17 protein-coding genes and 1 pseudogene are annotated in these 16614 nt (G+C 73.0%); 9 read left to right on the forward strand and 9 right to left on the reverse strand.

All coding sequences use genetic code 11. The features are described 5' to 3' along the window. Positions 1-84: 84 nt before the first annotated feature. Positions 85-1497, reverse strand: a complete 1413-nt coding sequence (locus ABIH81_RS28260; RefSeq protein ID WP_349877918.1) for an NADP-dependent succinic semialdehyde dehydrogenase — start codon at positions 1495-1497, stop codon at positions 85-87. Between the two features lie 12 nt (positions 1498-1509). Then, entirely contained in the window at positions 1510-1773 is a 264-nt protein-coding gene (locus ABIH81_RS28265) for a DUF6343 family protein (protein ID WP_349877919.1), read from the reverse strand. 163 nt (positions 1774-1936) lie between these two features. Between ABIH81_RS28265 and ABIH81_RS28270 the strand changes: the two genes are divergently transcribed. Both ABIH81_RS28270 and ABIH81_RS28275 read left to right on the forward strand, forming a co-directional pair. Then, on the forward strand, positions 1937-2530 hold the full coding sequence (locus ABIH81_RS28270) for an antibiotic biosynthesis monooxygenase (protein WP_349877920.1): 594 nt from the start codon (positions 1937-1939) through the stop codon (positions 2528-2530). A gap of 99 nt (positions 2531-2629) precedes the next feature. Next, entirely contained in the window at positions 2630-3484 is an 855-nt protein-coding gene (locus tag ABIH81_RS28275) for a GDSL-type esterase/lipase family protein (protein ID WP_349877921.1), read from the forward strand. Here the strand turns inward: ABIH81_RS28275 and ABIH81_RS28280 are convergent. From ABIH81_RS28280 to ABIH81_RS28290, 3 genes are all read right to left on the reverse strand, one after another. After that, positions 3461-4204, reverse strand: coding sequence for an EcsC family protein (locus ABIH81_RS28280; protein WP_216932972.1), 744 nt, complete (start codon positions 4202-4204; stop codon positions 3461-3463). The two genes, ABIH81_RS28275 and ABIH81_RS28280, sit on opposite strands and share 24 nt — an antisense overlap. Before the next feature lie 39 nt (positions 4205-4243). Beyond that, complete coding sequence (locus ABIH81_RS28285; RefSeq protein WP_013285352.1) at positions 4244-4390, reverse strand: hypothetical protein; 147 nt, start codon at positions 4388-4390, stop codon at positions 4244-4246. A gap of 94 nt (positions 4391-4484) precedes the next feature. Continuing rightward, on the reverse strand, positions 4485-5336 hold the full coding sequence (locus ABIH81_RS28290) for a peptidase M23 (protein WP_349877922.1): 852 nt from the start codon (positions 5334-5336) through the stop codon (positions 4485-4487). A 393-nt stretch (positions 5337-5729) separates the two neighbouring features. Here ABIH81_RS28290 and ABIH81_RS28295 point away from each other — a divergent pair, with 393 nt between their 5' ends. The 3 genes from ABIH81_RS28295 to ABIH81_RS28305 all read left to right on the forward strand — a co-directional run bounded on the left by ABIH81_RS28295 (position 5730) and on the right by ABIH81_RS28305 (position 7894). Then, entirely contained in the window at positions 5730-6650 is a 921-nt protein-coding gene (locus ABIH81_RS28295) for a PAC2 family protein (RefSeq protein WP_349877923.1), read from the forward strand. A gap of 106 nt (positions 6651-6756) precedes the next feature. Beyond that, a complete protein-coding gene (locus ABIH81_RS28300) occupies positions 6757-7554 on the forward strand; it encodes an exodeoxyribonuclease III (RefSeq protein WP_349877924.1) in 798 nt (265 codons plus the stop codon). A gap of 25 nt (positions 7555-7579) precedes the next feature. After that, the gene (locus tag ABIH81_RS28305) at positions 7580-7894 is read left to right on the forward strand and encodes an antibiotic biosynthesis monooxygenase (protein WP_349877925.1); all 315 of its coding nucleotides are present in this window, start codon (positions 7580-7582) and stop codon (positions 7892-7894) included. Positions 7895-8021: 127 nt separating this feature from the next. Here the strand turns inward: ABIH81_RS28305 and ABIH81_RS28310 are convergent. Together ABIH81_RS28310 and ABIH81_RS28315 are read right to left on the reverse strand one after the other, a co-directional pair. After that, positions 8022-8657, reverse strand: a pseudogene (locus ABIH81_RS28310) (class F sortase); the annotation flags it as partial. Positions 8658-8902: 245 nt separating this feature from the next. Beyond that, a complete protein-coding gene (locus ABIH81_RS28315; RefSeq protein WP_349877926.1) occupies positions 8903-9472 on the reverse strand; it encodes a hypothetical protein in 570 nt (189 codons plus the stop codon). A 139-nt stretch (positions 9473-9611) separates the two neighbouring features. Here ABIH81_RS28315 and trmB point away from each other — a divergent pair, with 139 nt between their 5' ends. Together trmB and ABIH81_RS28325 are read left to right on the forward strand one after the other, a co-directional pair. Next, on the forward strand, positions 9612-10238 hold the full coding sequence (trmB, locus tag ABIH81_RS28320) for a tRNA (guanosine(46)-N7)-methyltransferase TrmB (RefSeq protein ID WP_349881229.1): 627 nt from the start codon (positions 9612-9614) through the stop codon (positions 10236-10238). A 75-nt stretch (positions 10239-10313) separates the two neighbouring features. After that, a complete protein-coding gene (locus ABIH81_RS28325) occupies positions 10314-12818 on the forward strand; it encodes a DUF3516 domain-containing protein (RefSeq protein WP_349877927.1) in 2505 nt (834 codons plus the stop codon). Positions 12819-12882: 64 nt separating this feature from the next. Here the strand turns inward: ABIH81_RS28325 and ABIH81_RS28330 are convergent, their stop codons facing one another. After that, entirely contained in the window at positions 12883-14526 is a 1644-nt protein-coding gene (locus ABIH81_RS28330) for a peptidase (protein WP_349877928.1), read from the reverse strand. 186 nt (positions 14527-14712) lie between these two features. Between ABIH81_RS28330 and ABIH81_RS28335 the strand changes: the two genes are divergently transcribed. Both ABIH81_RS28335 and ABIH81_RS28340 read left to right on the forward strand, forming a co-directional pair. Further along, on the forward strand, positions 14713-15360 hold the full coding sequence (locus ABIH81_RS28335) for a hypothetical protein (RefSeq protein ID WP_194800963.1): 648 nt from the start codon (positions 14713-14715) through the stop codon (positions 15358-15360). Beyond that, positions 15357-15608: a divalent metal cation transporter gene (locus ABIH81_RS28340; protein ID WP_349881230.1), complete on the forward strand. Its 252-nt coding sequence runs from the start codon at positions 15357-15359 to the stop codon at positions 15606-15608. The genes ABIH81_RS28335 and ABIH81_RS28340 overlap by 4 nt, the downstream gene beginning before the upstream one ends. A 55-nt stretch (positions 15609-15663) precedes the next feature. On the opposite strand, the gene ABIH81_RS28345 is transcribed toward ABIH81_RS28340, so the two are convergent. After that, positions 15664-16608: an iron-siderophore ABC transporter substrate-binding protein gene (locus ABIH81_RS28345; RefSeq protein WP_121686630.1), complete on the reverse strand. Its 945-nt coding sequence runs from the start codon at positions 16606-16608 to the stop codon at positions 15664-15666. Positions 16609-16614: the final 6 nt, after the last annotated feature.

The raw sequence follows: 16614 nt of genomic DNA on the forward strand, positions 1-16614 counted from the left end.
GCGATTCCTACCCACCCCGGTCCGGATGTAAGCAGGGGCCCCTTCTTAACGCCTCAGGTAGAGGAAGGGCCCCCGCTTAACACCTCACTCGGAGTGCGCGCCGGCGCCCGCGCCGGCCTCGCCCGCACCGACCCACACGGTCTTGGTGTTGCAGAACTCGCGCATGCCGACGGCGGACAGCTCGCGGCCGTACCCGGAGTTCTTCACGCCGCCGAACGGCAGCTCCGGGTAGGACGTGGTCATCCCGTTGATGAACACGTTGCCGGCGTCCAGGTCGACGGCGAAGCGCTCCTGCTCGGCCGGGTCGTTGGTCCAGGCGTTGGAGCCGAGGCCGAAGCTGGTGCCGTTGGCGACCTCGATCGCCTCGTCGTACGAGCCGACCCGGTAGAGCCCGGCGACCGGCCCGAACACCTCCTCGCTCCACATCCGCATCTCCGGGCGCAGGTCGGTGACCACGGTCGGCGGGTAGTACCAGCCGCCGCCGGAAGGCTTCTCGCCGCCGCACAGCACCGTCGCGCCCTGGTCCACCGCGTCGGTGACCTGGGCGTGCACCTCGTCGCGGCCGCGCTCGCTGGCCAGCGGGCCGACGTCGGTGCCGTCGTCCATCGGGTCGCCGACGCGCAGCGCCGCCATCCGGGCGGCGAACTTCTCGGCGAACGCGTCGAAGACGTCGGTGTGCACGATGAACCGCTTCGCGGCGATGCAGGACTGGCCGTTGTTCTGGCAGCGGGCGGTGGTGGCGACCTCGGCGGCGGTGTCCAGGTCGGCCGAGGGCATCACCACGAACGGGTCGCTGCCGCCCAGTTCCAGCACTGTCTTCTTGATCTCCCGGCCGGCGATCTGGGCGATGGACCGGCCGGCCGTCTCGCTGCCGGTGAGCGTGGCGGCGCGGACGCGGGGGTCGCTGAGGATCCGGTCGACGGCGTCGGAGCCGACCAGCAGCGTGGTGAACGCGCCCTCTGGGAACCCGGCCCGGCGGAACAGGTCCTCCAGGTAGAGCGCGGTCTGCGGCACGTTGGAGGCGTGCTTGAGCAGGCCGGTGTTGCCGGCCATCAGGGCCGGGGCGGCGAACCGCATCACCTGCCACAGCGGGAAGTTCCACGGCATCACGGCCAGCACCGGGCCGATCGGCTGGTAGCGCACGTACGCCCGCTTCGCCTTGACCGCGGCGGCGTCGGCGGGCTCGTCGGCCAGCATCCGGGGCGCGTTCTCGGCGTAGAAGCGGCAGGCGGTGGCGCACTTGGTGACCTCCGCCTTCGCGGCGGCGTACGTCTTGCCCATCTCGGTGGTCATCAGCCGGGCCGTCTCGTCGCGCTCGGCGTCGAGCAGGTCGGCGGCGGCGGTGAGCCACCGGGCCCGCTGCGCGATGGTGGTGTCACGCAACTGCCGGAAGGCGAGGTCGGCCCGCTCGATGGCGGCGTCGACCTGCTCGTCCGGCATCGCCTCGTACGTCTTGAGCACCTGTCCGGTGGCGGGATTGGTGGTGGCGATGGGCATCTCGTCCTCCTGTCACTCGAACAGTGAGTGCCGCACGCCCGGTTCCTCCCGACGGCGCGCGGCGCGGCGGCGCTGGATCACGACCAGATCGACCACGGCCACCACGGCGAGAAGCGCGCAGACGACACCCAGCCAGACGATGTTCGCGGCGAACGCGAGCACCGCGAAGACGGTCATCACGACCAGACCGAACGTGGCGAGCGCGAGCCGCAGGTTCAGGGCGCTGTTGGCGTGGCCGACCGTGCCACGGGCGCGACGAGGCTGTGATCGGGTCATTCCTGGGGCCTACCCCGGCACGGGCGGGGATAACCGGCCGGCGCCGGAACGCCGGTGATCCGCGACACCCGGCGGGCAGGCGCCGGATGCGCCCGGGGGGCGGGTGCGTTACATCGGTGGGCCGGTTCCGGCGGAGATCCCGCGGGACGGTGGAGAGGATGGCATGACCACGACGCAGGCCGTACCCGTGACCGTCGCCGTGTCCCGGCGCGCCGACCCGGCGCGTACCGACGAGGTGGTGGCGTGGATGCGGGCCGGGACGACGCTGGCGGAGAGCTTCCCGGGCTTCCTCGGCGCCGGTTTCGTCCGCAGCGCCCCCGGTTCCGGCGAGTGGCACGTGATGTACCGCTTCGCCGACGCGGACACGCTGCGCGGCTGGGAGGACTCGCCGCAGCGGCGCTGGTGGCTCGGCTCGGCGCAGGGCATGGTCGAGCACACCCGGGTGGAGCGGCGCACCGGCATCGAGGGCTGGTTCGACCCGCCGGTGGACCACGTGGCCGAGACGTTCGGCGAGCCGGAGCCGGCCGCGCCGCCGCGCTGGAAGCAGGCGGTCACGATCTGGCTGGCGTTCTTCCCGCTCAGCCTGGCCGCCACGCTGCTGACCGCCCGGTTCCTCGCCGACGTGCCGCTGGCCGGCCGGACGCTGCTGATGACGCTCGTGCTCACCCCGCTGATGACCTACCTGGTGCTGCCCCGGATCACCCGGGCGCTGCACCGGTGGCTGCACGGACGGCCGGCGCCGACACGACAGATGTGAACGACGGTGGTCGATGCCCGATAGCCGACAGAACCACCGCCGGGACTCCGCCGGGGCATAGGGTCGACGCGCCCGTTGCCGCCGCCGGACGGGGGACCGATGAGACGCTGGATCGCCGCACTGGCCTGTCTGGCGGCGCTGGTCGCGCTCGCCTGCGACGGCTCCGGCGACGCGTCGCCCCGGCCCTCCGGCACGCCCCGCCCCGGCGAGCCCCGGGTCATCACCGCGCTCGGCGACTCGGTCACCACCGGCTACGGCTCCTGCCTGGTGCTGGTGAGCTGCGAACGCAACTCCTGGTCCACCGGGGACGGCCTGCGGGTGGAGAGCCTCTACCGGCGGCTGCGCGCCGACGCGCCGGGGCTGCGGGCGTACAACCGGGCGGTGCCCGGGGCCCGCGCGGCCGCGCTGACCGGCCAGGCCCGGTCGGCGGTACGCGACAAGGCCGACCTGGTCACCGTGCTGATCGGGGCGAACGACGCCTGCCGGGGCGACGTCGACGACATGACGCCTGTCGCGACCTTCCGCGACCAGGTCGACGCGGCGCTGGGCGTGCTGCGCGAGGGCCGGCCGAAGGCCCGGGTGCTGGTGGTCAGCATCCCGGACCTGTACCGGCTCTGGCAGATCGGGCACACCGAGCCCCGCGCCGTGCGGGCCTGGTCGCGGGGCGTCTGCCCGGCGCTGCTGGCCGACGCCACGTCGACCGCGCCCGCCGCGGCGGCCCGCCGGGCCCGCGTCAGGGACCGGATCGAGGCGTACGACGCGCAGCTCCGCGCCGCCTGCCGGGCGTACGGGTCGCGCTGCCGCTGGGACGGCGGCGCGGTGCACCGCCACCGCTTCGACCTGGACCAGGTCAACGCGCTCGACTGGTTCCACCCGAACGCGGCCGGTCAGAGCCGGCTGGCCGAGGTGGCCTGGAACGCCTCCGGCTGGTCAGGGCCGGCGCGGGCCGGGTAGCTGCCGGGGGCCGGCGGCGCGGTAGAGAGCGCGCGTACGGTCGGCCAGTTCCTTGGTGGCCGACGAGTTGGCCCAGGTGCCGAGCACGATCGCGGCGCCCGGCACGACCTTGGCGAACATCCGCTTGGCGGCACGCACCCCGGCCATCCGGGCCAGCCTGACCCCGAGCTGGAGCATCACCCGGCCCAGCGCCCGGTCGCCGGCGGAGCCGAACAAGGCCCCGGCCCGTTCCCGGCCCGCGGCCACGCCCAGCGCGAGGCGGGCGGTCTCGGCGACCTTGTGCACCCGCTGGAGCACCAGCAGGTCGGTCGCCCGGTCGGGGTGCGTCGGGTCGGCGCCGTACGCGGCCGCGACGTGCAGCACCAGCCGGGCCTGGGTCCAGGCCAGCACGCCCACGTCGATCACCGCGCCGGGCAGCCCGGCCGCGCCGGACACCGCACCGGAGAGCCGGGCGTGGTTGACGAACTTACGCACCGCCTGGTCCGCCAGCTGCTCCGGCGGCGCGTCCGGCCGCAGCGCCCGCTCCCGGGCGGCCCACTGGGCGGCCTCCGGCCCGAGCCGGCGTACCGCCTCCAGGGCCAGGTGCTCCGGGGCGTACTGCGGGTCGTCCCGCATCCGGTCCCACAGCTTGGCCGGTGGCGCCTCGGGCGCCTCCACCGGCGGGACGGGGGCGGCGGGGACGGCGTTGGGCTCCCCGTCGACGGGGGCGGGGTCGGTCACGAAGGGCTCCGGAGGGCTCGTCGGCGGGGGTGACGCGGGTCAGCGCCGGCGCGACTGCAGCCGGTTCGCGATCTGCCGCAGCCGGGCCTGGTTCTCCGGCTTCGACATCTCACGCCGGCCGCGGTCGACCAGCTGCTGGCCCCGCGGCGACCGCAGGAAGGCGGTGATCCGTTGCATCAGCGACATGAGAGTCCTCCCGTCCCGCGGTCCCCTCCATGTGTACCTGGGACCGGCAAGTCCTTGATACCCGAATCGGCCCTTCGGCAACCACCCGTCCGGGTCAGCCCAGGATCTCGGCCACCACCTCGCCGGCCCGCCACTCGTGCTGGGCGTACGCGTCCGGGAACGCCGAGATCTGCACCGCCTGCGCGGCGACCGAGAGCGGCAGATCCTGCCAGCCGGGGATCTCCGCCAGCGCGGACAGGAACGCCTTCGTCGCGTACTCGGGGTCCATGAGCTGCTCGACGGTGCCCCAGCCGCTGCTCGGACGCTGCTGGAACAACCCGACCGAGTCGTGGTCCCAGCCGATGGCCTGGTGCGGGTAGTTCTGCGACTCGGGCAGCACCCCGCTGGCGTAGTTGAGCAGGGTGCTCTCCTGCATGGCGGTCGCCACCGCGATGACCAGGGCGCGGCGCGGCATGCCCATCTCCTTGCCGGCCTGCACGATCTTCTTGGCGTTGTTCATCTGGGTACGGTCCAGGCCGGCGACCGGGACGATCTGCCGGACCGTCTTCTTCGGCTTGGGCTTGGGCTTGGCGGTCGCCTTCGGGCTCGCCGTCGCGGACGGGCCGGCGCTGGGGGTGGCGGGGGCGGTGCTCGGCCGGGCCATGGCCCGGGAGGCGGCGTCGACCGCCGCGCGCTCGGCGACCTCCGCCGAGGGCGCCGGGTCGGCGGCGCGGTCCAGGGCGCCGAAGCCGGCCTGGCTGACGCCGACCAGGCCCAGGCAGCAGGCCGCGCCGGTGGCGACCGCCAGCTTCGTCCGGCCGGGCCGGGGGTTCGTGGGTGCCCAGAAGCGGGTACGCCGGGCCAGTCCCCGGAGTGTGGTCAACCGATTGGCGGAGGGAGTATCGTCCGAACGGTCAGCCGGGCGGCCGGAGCCGAACGGGTCGTCGAGGTTGCCGTCGTTACGCATCCGACGAGGCTAGGCAGGGCAAACCGGGATCACCCAGGCCGAAAGGGTGGCCCTCGCCACACTTTGGCCGCCGCAACCCCGGCATTGCGCCGCAGCCCGCCCCAGCGCGCGACAGACCTCGGGAACCGGGCCAATCACCCTTGCACCCGGGCCGGCCACGACGCGGGCACGAACCTCGCAGACCTCCCGGTCCCGCCGGATGATCGACTAACTCGTCCGTTCGGACGATCCGGATATGGGCCGCCGGACCGGGGCGTAGCCGAATCGTGATCATCATCCGGGCATCGGACGTGGCCGTAACGGAATGGACCACCCGCCCCGGTACGTTGGCCGAACCGGGGAGACCGCACGCACGGCGCTCCCCCGTACGCGTCGACAGGGAGGACCCCACCGGTGCTCGATCCACACGAGCTCTACGAACTCACCGACGAGCTGCCCGAGCTCGGCCAGCCGGTGCTGATCCAGGCGCTCACCGGCTTCGTCGACGCCGGCAACGCCACCCGGCTGGCCCGGGAACAGCTGCTCACCTCGCTCGACGCCCGGCTGATCGCCCGCTTCGACGTGGACCAGTTCTTCGACTACCGCTCCCGCCGGCCGGTGATGACGTTCGTCGAGGACCACTGGGAGTCCTACGACGCCCCGGCGCTGGAACTGCACCTGCTGCACGACGACGACGAGACACCGTTCCTGCTGCTCACCGGCCCCGAGCCGGACCTGCAGTGGGAGCGTTTCGTGGCCGCCGTCGCCGGGCTCTGCGCCCGCCTCGACGTCCGGCTCACCGTCGGGCTCAACTCGATCCCGATGGCGGTGCCGCACACCCGGCCCAGCGGCGTCACCGCGCACGCCACCCGCAAGGAACTGATCGCCGGGCACGAGCCGTGGTTGCAGAAGGTGCAGGTGCCGGCCAGCGTCGGTCACCTGCTGGAGTACCGCCTCGGCGAGCAGGGGCGCGACGCCCTCGGCTTCGCCGCGCACGTGCCGCACTACGTGGCCCAGGCCGAGTACCCGGCCGCCGCCGAGGCGCTGCTGTCCGCCGTGTCCCGCAGCACCGGCCTGCTGCTGCCGGTCGAGGCTCTGCGGACCGCCGCCGAGGCGGTCCGGGTGGAGATCGACCGCCAGGTCACCCAGACCGAGGAGGCGGCGACGCTGGTCCAGGCGCTGGAGGAGCAGTACGACGCGTTCGCCCGCGGCCGGGGCGAGAAGAGCCTGCTCGCCGGCGAGACCGGGCCGCTGCCCACCGCCGACGAACTCGGCGCCGAGCTGGAACGCTTCCTCGCCGAGCAGACCCGCCCCGGCGACACCCCGGAGCGCTAGACGCTGCCGCCGTGGCGCTGCGGCGCCCGGCTCCGGCTCGCGCGACGCCCGGCCTGCTCGGCGGGCCGGGCGGGCGAGGCGGCCGGGGATACGGCAGGCTGGGGACATGCGCCTGGCGACCTGGAACGTCAACTCGGTGAAGGCCCGCCTGCCCCGGCTGCTCGACTGGCTGGCCACCACGAAGCCCGACGTCGTGTGCCTGCAGGAGACCAAGTGCCCCGACGGGGCGTTCCCGGTCGCCGAGGTGGGCGAGCTGGGCTACGAGGTGGCCAGCCACAGCGACGGGCGGTGGAACGGCGTCGCAGTGCTGTCCCGGGCCGGGCTGGCCGACGTGGCGGTCGGCTTCCCGGGCGAACCCGGGTTCCCCGAGCCCGAGGCCCGCGCCATCTCGGCCACCTGCGACGGGCTGCGGGTCTGGTCGGTGTACGTGCCGAACGGCCGCGCGCCGGACGACCCGCACTACACGTACAAGCTGGCCTGGTTCGCGGCGCTGCGCGACGCCCTCGAATCGGAGGTGGCCGGCGCGCTGCCGGTGGCCGTCTGCGGCGACTTCAACGTCGCGCCCACCGACGCCGACGTCTGGGATCCGGCGCTGTTCGTCACCTCCACCCACGTCACCCCGGCCGAACGGGCCGCCCTGGCCGCGCTGCGTGACCTGGGGCTGGAGGACGTGGTGCCGACGCCGATGAAGGGGCCGCACCCGTTCACGTACTGGGACTACCGGGCCGGGATGTTCCACCAGAACAAGGGCATGCGGATCGACCTGGTGTACGCCAGCGCGCCGTTCGCCCGCGCGGTGCGCTCCGCGTACGTGGACCGGGAGGCCCGCAAGGGCAAGGGCCCCTCCGACCACGCCCCGATCGTGGTCGACGCGGACCTGGCACCGGCCGTCGAGACGTTCTGAGGGCGGCGCTGGTTAGGGTGGACGCATGGCTGTCGTGAAGATCAACGCGATCGACGTCCCGCCCGGCGCCGGCGCGGAGCTGGAGAAGCGGTTCGCGGCCCGGGCCGGCGCGGTGGAGAACTCCCCCGGTTTCCTCGGCTTCGAGCTGCTGCGCCCGGTCGCCGGGGACACCCGCTACTTCGTGTACACGCGCTGGGAGAGCGAGGAGGCCTACCAGGCGTGGGCGCAGGGCCCGGCCCGGGCCGCGCACGCCGAGGGCGGCGAACCCCGCAAGCCCGTCGCCACCGGCGCCACCCTGCTGGAGTTCGAGGTGGTCCAGCAGGTCCCCGCCACCCCCTGACCCCCTTGCCCTCCCCCGCCACCCCGCCACCCCGCCGGGTCGATCATGAAGTTGACGGCGTTCGCGGTCCGTTTTGTCGCCGCCAACTCCATGATCGACGACGCTGGGGCCTCCGCGGGGTGGGCGGTCAGCGGGTCAGGGACGCGAAGACGATCACGTTGTCCTGGTAGCCGGTACGGCCGCCGACCCACTCGCCGCCGCAGGTGATCAGGCGCAGCTCGGCCGGACCCGAGTCGCCGTAGACCCGGGCGGCCGGCAGGTTCGACTTGTCGAAGTACTCGACGCTGTCCACCTTGAAGGTCACCACGCTGCGATCAGCGCGTGTCACCTGGATCCGGGCGCCCGGCTTGAGCGAGCGCAGCCGGTAGAACACGGCCGGGCCGCTCTTGGTGTCGACGTGGCCCACGATGATCGCCCGGCCCGGGTCGCCGGGCACCGCTCCCCGGTCGTACCAGCCGGTCTGGTCGTGCTCGGTCAGCGGCGGTACGTCCACCGAGCCGTCCTTCGCCTGCCCGACCGGGGTGACCGGCGCGTTGACCTTGATGGCCGGCACCGCCAGGCGTACCGGCCGGCTCGCCGGCTTCCGGACCGGAGCGGCAGCGCTCGCCGGGGCCGCCGCGCCCGACCCGTTCGCCCGGCTCGACTCGGTCGACGCGCCGGCGAAGTCGAACGGCCCGGCCGTCCGGCCGAGTCCGGCCCCGGTGGCGAACACGCCGATCAGCACCAGCACCACCGCCAGCGGCTTCGACCAGGAGCGCCGGCCCCGGTCCCCCCTGCCCGGCGACGCCGGTGGCGGCTCGACCGGCGGCGGCCCCGCGGGCCGGGGGCGCAGGGCAGACGGATCGGCCGACGGCGGATACCACGGTCGCGGCGCGGCGGCCGAACCGGCTCTGGACGGACGGGTGGCGTCTGCGGGTGGTGCGGCGGGTGGGGGCAGGGCGAGGAACGGCCAGCCGGAGCGGCGGGATCCGGCGGACGGCGGAACGAAGTGCTCGGCCATGGCCGGCCTCAGCGTCCGGCGGCGCCGCGGGCGTGCCGGCGGGACGCGGCCACGCCGAGCCCGGCGCCGACCACCGTCACCGCCAGCCCGACGGGCACCAGCAGGCCACCGAGCCCGGGGCCGGCGGTGCCGCCGAAACCGGTCGCCGGGCCACGGCTGGGCAGATGACTCGGCTGCCGCGTGGGCTGCCCCTGCTTGACCACCTGGAGCATGGTGGAGGCGGTCTCCCCGCCCGGGCACTCCAGATTGACCCGGTAGTTGCCGGGCCGGGTGCGCTCGTACACCATCGGCGAGGCGGTGAGCAGGCCGCGCTGCGGCTGCACCTGGATCCTGCCGAACGCGTCCGAGCTCACGATCGCCGGTACCGAGTTGTTCCGGCAGCTCGCCCGGATGCCGACGAGGTAGCCGGGCGAGACGGTGCCCGGGGTGACCTCCACGAAGATCACGTCTCCCGGGGGCTGTTCCGGCACCGGTTCGGCGGCGCGCGGCGCGGCCTGGGCGGGCATCGCGCCGACCAGCGGGGCGGCGCACGCGGCGACCGCGACCAGCAGCGCCTCACGTACCCTGAACGACCCCATGACCCCTCCCGGCGTACGGGATGAATCCTCTCACCCCCGGCCGCACATCACATCCGATCCGGGCTAGGCTCGGGTCGCTGTGACCCTCCCCGACATCGCCGCCGGCCGCATCCGTACCTTCCATCCGCGTCGCGGACGGATGAGCGAGCGGCAGCGCGACGCGCTCACCCGGCTCTGGCCCGCGTACGGCCTCGAGATCGCCGCCCTCGACGGGCCGTGCGACCCGACGGCGCTGTTCGGACGACGGGCGCCGCTGGTGCTGGAGATCGGCTCCGGCATGGGCGACGCCACCGCCGCGATGGCGGCGGCCGACCGGGACCGACACTATCTGGCGGTCGAGGTCCACACGCCGGGAATCGCCAACCTGCTCGACCTGGTCGAACGTCACGGTCTGGACAACGTCCGGGTGGCCGAGGGCGACGCGCTGGACCTGGTCCGGGCCATGCCGGAGGGCTGCCTGGACGCGGTGCACGTCTACTTCCCCGACCCGTGGCCGAAGACGCGCCACCACAAGCGGCGGATCATCCAGCCGGCGCACGTGGCGCTGCTGCGGTCCCGGCTGGCGCCGGGCGGCACGTTGCACTGCGCGACGGACTGGGCCGAGTACGCCGAGTCGATGCGCGAGACGCTCACCGCCGACCCGGAGCTGGCCGACGTGTACGGCGGCTTCGCGCCCCGCCCGGCGCACCGGCCGGTGACGAAGTTCGAGCGGCGCGCGCTGACCGCCGGCCGGGAGGTCTTCGACCTGATCCACCAGCGGCGCTGAACCCGGTGCGCTGAAGCCGGTGCGCTGAACCCGGTTGGCGCGGCACCCCGCCGCCCAGGCACGATGGGAGCCGCCATGACTCTCACCGCCGCGCTGCCGAAGACCGCCGACCCCGACACCCTCTACGACGCGTTCGCCTCCTGGGCGTCCGAGCGCGGCCTCGACCTCTATCCGCATCAGGAGGAGGCGGTCATCGAGATCGTCTCCGGCGCGAACGTGATCATGAATACGCCGACCGGCTCGGGCAAGAGCCTGGTGGCGATCGCGGCGCACTTCGCGGCGCTGGCCGACGACCGGACGACCTTCTACACCGCGCCGATCAAGGCGCTGGTCTCGGAGAAGTTCTTCGCGCTCTGCGAGGTCTTCGGCGCCGAGAACGTCGGCATGCTCACCGGCGACGCCAGCGTCAACGCGGACGCGCCGATCATCTGCTGCACCGCGGAGATCCTGGCCAACCTCGCGCTGCGCGAGGGCCGCCGCGCCGACGTCGGCCAGGTGATCATGGACGAGTTCCACTTCTACGCCGAGCCGGACCGGGGCTGGGCCTGGCAGGTGCCGCTGATCGAGCTGCCGCAGGCCCAGTTCGTGCTGATGTCCGCCACGCTCGGCGACACCACCCGGTTCGTCGACGACCTGACCCGGCGCACCGGGCGGCCGACCGCCGTCGTCCGCTCGGCCGAGCGGCCGGTCCCGCTCCTCTTCTCGTACGCGACCACGCCGATGCACGAGACGCTCGAAGAGCTGCTGGAGACCAAGCAGGCCCCGGTGTACGTCGTGCACTTCACCCAGGCCGCCGCGCTGGAACGCGCGCAGGCGCTGATGAGCGTGAACGTCTGCACCCGCGCCGAGAAGGACATGATCGCGAGTGCGATCGGCAACTTCCGGTTCACCTCCGGCTTCGGCAAGACGCTGTCCCGGCTGGTCCGGCACGGCATCGGCGTGCACCACGCCGGCATGCTCCCGAAGTACCGCCGCCTGGTCGAGACGCTCGCCCAGGCCGGTCTGCTCAAGGTCATCTGCGGTACGGACACGCTCGGCGTCGGCATCAACGTGCCGATCCGGACCGTGCTGTTCACCGGTTTGAGCAAGTACGACGGCACCCGCACCCGGCTGCTCAAGGCCCGTGAGTTCCACCAGATCGCCGGCCGGGCCGGGCGGGCCGGGTTCGACACGCTCGGCCGGGTCGTGGTGCAGGCCCCCGAGCACGTGATCGAGAACTCCAAGGCGCTCGCCAAGGCCGGTGACGACCCGAAGAAGCGCCGCAAGGTGGTGAAGAAGAAGCCGCCGGAGGGCTCGATCGGCTGGGGCGAGCCGACGTTCCAGCGGCTGGTCGAGGCCGAGCCGGAGCCGCTCACCTCCAGCTTCCAGGTCAGCCACTCGATGCTGCTCAACGTGATCGGCCGCCCCGGCGACGCGTTCGCCTCGATGCGGCACCTGCTCACCGACAACCACGAGGACCCGGCCGCCCAACGCCGGCACATCCGCCGGGCCATCGCCATCTACCGGGCGCTTCGCGCCGGCGGCGTGGTCGAGGAGCTGCCCGAGCCGGACGAGACCGGCCGCCGGGTGCGCCTCACCGTCGACCTCCAGCTCGACTTCGCGCTCAACCAGCCGCTGTCACCGCTGGCGCTGGCCACCGTCGAGCTGCTCGACCGGGAGTCCCCGTCGTACGCGCTCGACGTGCTCAGCGTGATCGAGTCGATCCTCGACGACCCGCGCCAGGTGCTGTCCGCGCAGCAGTTCAAGGCCCGCGGCGAGGCGGTCGCCGCGATGAAGGCCGAGGGCATCGAGTACGAGGCGCGCCTGGAACTCCTCGACGACGTGACCTGGCCCAAGCCGCTGGCGGAGCTGCTGGACTCCGCGTACGAGATGTACCGGCAGGGACACCCCTGGGTGGCCGACCACCAGCTCTCCCCCAAGTCCGTGGTCCGGGACATGTACGAGCGGGCCATGACGTTCACCGAGTACGTCCAGTTCTACGGGCTGTCCCGGTCCGAGGGGCTGGTGCTGCGCTACCTCGCGGACGCGTACAAGACGCTGCGGCAGACCGTCCCCGAGGATGCCAAGACCGAGGAGCTGGTCGACCTCATCGAGTGGCTGGGCGAGCTGGTCCGCCAGGTCGACTCCAGCCTGATCGACGAGTGGGAGCGGCTGCGCAACCCGTCGGACGTGGCCGAGGTGGCCGCCTCGCTGGACGACCGGCCGCCGGCGGTGACCCGCAACGCGCGGGCGTTCCGGGTGCTGGTGCGCAACGCGATGTTCCGCCGCGTCGAGCTGGCCGCGCTGCGCCGCTGGGACCTGCTCGGCGAGCTGGACGCCGGCGACGGCTGGAACGCCGACGCCTGGGCCGACGCGCTGGAGCCGTACTTCGAGGCGTACGACTCCATCGGGGTGGGACCGGACGCGCGCGGGCCGGCGCTGCTGATGATCGAGCAGGGCCGCGACAGGTGGACCGTACGGCAGATCCTGGACGACCCGGACGGCGACCACGACTGGGGCATCAGCGCCGAGATCGACCTCGCCGCCTCCGACGAGACCGGTGCGGCGGTGGTCCGGATCACCGACGTCGGCCAGTTGTAGCGGTGTTCGGCTGACGAGCGCGGGGGCGGAACCGGTCCGGTTCCGCCCCCGCGCTCGCGTCGGGTCAGTCGCGCGGGGCCTGGAACGCCACGCGACGACGACGGAACAGGACGAACAGGACCGCGCCGGCCGCGAGCACGGCGGCGCCGACACCGGCGAGCGTGGCCGCCGGCGCGCCGGTGATCGGCAGGCCGCCGCCGGTGCCACCGGTGCCGTCTCCGGAGCCACCGGCGCCCGCGCCGCCGTCGCCGACGGCGACGACGATGCGAGCGGTGTTGTTCTCCGGCTTCGACTCGGTCGAGGAGGTGGCGCCGTTGACCACGATCGTGCCGTCGGTACCCGGCGTCGACTTGATCTTCAGCTTGACGGTGGGCTTGATCCGGCCGTACCCGGAGGCGACGGTCGGGAACTCGCTCTCGAAGTTGCACCGCAGCTTCGCCGACTCGGGCAACGTGTTGCCCGGCTGGCCGTCGGTGTAGCACCACTCGCTGGGCAGCAGGACGGTGCCGCTCGGAGCGGTGATGAGGACACCGGGGCCGCCCCCGTCGGACGGGCCGTTGTTGACGACCTCGTAGGTGAGGTCGACGGTCTGGCCGATCGCGCCCTTCACCGGCGGGGCGGTGACGGCGACGTCGAGGGTGTTCTTCTTGCTCCAGTATCGGAAGTAGGCGTAGTTGTCCGACTCGTCGAGCTCGCGCTCCACGACGGACTTGCGAGCCAGGCCCGCCTGGACCGCCTTGGCGTGCAGCTTCTCGGCGGCGGCGGCGAACGACGGGCCGTTGCCCTTGGTGGCCGCGGCCTTCTTGGCCGTCTCCGCCTCACCGGCCAGGGCGGTGCTGAACGACGCCACGTTCTCATCCGGTCCGGGCAGGTTGCGGCCGAACGTGATGTTGAACAGCGACTCGCCCGTCTCGTCGTCGAACAGCAGCAGCCCCTCACCGGGCTTGAGCGTCAGCGGCACGGTGCAGGTGACCTGACCGGGCCCGTAGACGTAGGGCAGGCCGGTGTTCTTCGGGTAGTAGCCGACGTAGGTGCAGTCGCTGTACCGCTCGACGAAGGTGGCGCCGGTCGGCAGGTCGACCCGGACGGTGAAGTCGGTCGCCGGGCTGTCGCCCTCGTTCAGCACCCCGCTGTACAGCGGGACCTGGTCGCCCTCGCCGACCGGCTTGGACTTGTCGTTCAGGTCCACGGCGGCGGCGACCAGATCGGGGCCCGAGGTGAGGATCGTGACCGGGAAGCTGACGGTGTTGTCGCCGGGGTTGGCGTCGTCCTGCGCGCCGGCGATGGTCACGCTCACCGAACCGGCGTCTCCCGGGGTCGCGCCGGTGCGGCTGGCCAGCGACAACGGGTAGATGTGCTCGGTCTGGCCGGGCGCCAGGCCACCCACGGTGCAGGTGACCTTCTGGGCCGCCAGCTTGCAGGAGTCGTTCCAGTCCGGCGCCGAGGCGACCACGTCGGACGACAGCTTGCCCAGGTCGAGCGTGACGGTCACCGCCGTCGCATCGGCCTGGCCGTAGTTGGAGACGTACATCCCGACCGTGGTGCCCGTGTTGTCGATCTCCGCGACGGGGTCGGTGGAGAAGGAGCCGGACAGGTCGGGCAGCTCGTCGGCGGCGTGCGCCGGGGCCGACGGGGCGAAGAGCGCGGTCGTGGCCAGCAGCGCCGCGCCGACGGCGAGGCGGGGCCATCGGGCCGTGAGGGATCGCATGGTTACTCCGGAAGAGAGGTATGGAAGAACCGCACTCTAGGGGACGGATCGATCTCGTGGTGTCCCGTCCGGGTCGGCAGGCCGACGGCGAACGGATCCACAATGCTCCTTTCGCACCCTGGGCGATGTCAGACCCGTCGATTAGAATGTATGTACTAATCGAGCTGCTGACCTGGGAGGATGCTCGTGACTGCGCCCACCTCCGCGACCCCTGTCACCCCCTACGCCACCCTCCTCGGATTCACCCGGTACGTCGACCGCACCGGCCCCACCAAGGCCACCTTCGTCGGCGGGCTGCGCCGGCAGCGGGCCAGCCGGCACGGCTTCAACCCGCACGGCCAGTTCGTCAAGGCGCTCAAGGCCGACGTCGCGTTCCACACCGGCGGCACCCACCTCGCGCAGGTCGCCGACCTGGTCAAGCCGCGCTGGCGGCCGCTCTACGAGGCGCTCGTGCCGGGCGCGACCCGCTGGCTGCACTCGCTCGGCGAGCCGGCCGGCGTCGACCTGGCCCAGACCCGCGACGCGCTGGCCATGCTGGGCGACCTGCCAGTGAAGATCAACCCGCAGTTCGGCGTGCGCTACGCCGACGGCCGGGCCGAGGCGATCCGGCTGCACTTCGACGAGGCGCCGCCGAGCGAGGAGGCCACGCTCGCCACGCTGCACTTGATGGCCCGGCACATGGACGCGGTGCTGCCGCACGCCGAGCCGGTCCTGGTCGACGTGCGTCGCGGCGAGGCGCACCGGATGCCCGCCGACGTCAAGCCCGAGCAGATCGAGCAGTGGCTGGCCGGTGAGGCCGCCGCGTTCCGGGCCATCTGGTCCACCGCCGCCTGACGACCGCCGCCCGACCGGACGGCCGTCCCGCTCCCCCGGGACGGCCGTCCGCCGTTCCGGGCTCGCCGCAGCGGAGTGACCTCCTCGTCGAGGTCGAGTCCGGGCTCGCCCTCACGCTCGGCACGGCCGCGGCGGTCGGCTTCGCGGTCGCCCTGCTCCGGTCCGGTCTCGCATCCACCAGCGTCGGCACGTTCGCCGGCGAGATCGTCATGCGGGGCTTCCTGCGCCGCCGGATCCGGGCGGCCTGAACGCACCCGCGCCCGTCCGGCCTTGTGCGGCGGGACGGGCGCGGGTGATCGGGGCTCAGGCGGCCAGGTACTTCTCCAGGTCGTCCAAGATCTTGTTGGCGGCGCCGACACCGATGCCGGTCATCCAGATCTCGTCGGAGACCACGTGCGCCTTGCCGGCCTTGACCGCGGAGAGGCCCTTCCACAGCGTGCCGCCGGTGACCTTCGCCTGCTCGGCGGCGGCCTTCTCGCCGTACGCGGTCACGAACACCACGTCGCCGTCGGCCTCGGCGATGCGCTCCGGGCTGACCCGGTCCATCCGCTTGTCCTCCTTGCCGGCGAGCATCTGCCGCTCGGGGCGGCCCAGGCCGGTGTCGCCGACGACGATGCCGGAGAACGAGTCCGGGCCGTACAGGCGGATCTCGGTCGGCATGAAGCGCACGATGGAGACCTTGCGGGACGAGGCGTCGCCGAGCTTCGCGCCGAAGTCCTCCGCCCGCTTCTCGTACTCGGCCAGCAGGTCCTTGGCCTGCTGCTCCTTGCCCAGCGCCGCGCCGTCGAGGAGGAAGTTCTCCTTCCAGGTGACGCCGACCTTCTCGGTGAACACGGTCGGGGCGATCTTGGCCAGCTCGTCGTAGAACTTCTCCTGGCGGAACTTGCTGCCCAGGATCAGGTCCGGGTTGAGCGCGTTGATCGCCTCCAGGTCCGGCTCGGTGAGCACGCCGACCTCGGTGATGCCGGCGAGCTTGTCCGCGCCGAAGTAGGTGGGCCAGCTCTTCGCCTCACCGGCGGTCGCCGCGCCGACCGGGGTGACGCCCAGCGACAGCGCGGTGTCGATCTTGTCGGTGTCGAGCACGACCACGCGCTTCGGCTCGACGGGCACCTTCGTGGTGCCCATGGCGTGGGTGATCTCCCGGGTCTCCCCGGTGCCGGTGCCGGCGACGGGGTCGCTCTCCCCGCAGGCGGTGAGGCCGACGCCGAGAGCGAGGGCGGCGGTGAGTGCGACGGCGAGACGACGCATCAGGTT

Origin of the sequence: Micromonospora sp. HUAS YX12, from assembly GCF_040215685.1 — a bacterium.
Lineage (GTDB): Bacteria > Actinomycetota > Actinomycetes > Mycobacteriales > Micromonosporaceae > Micromonospora > Micromonospora tulbaghiae.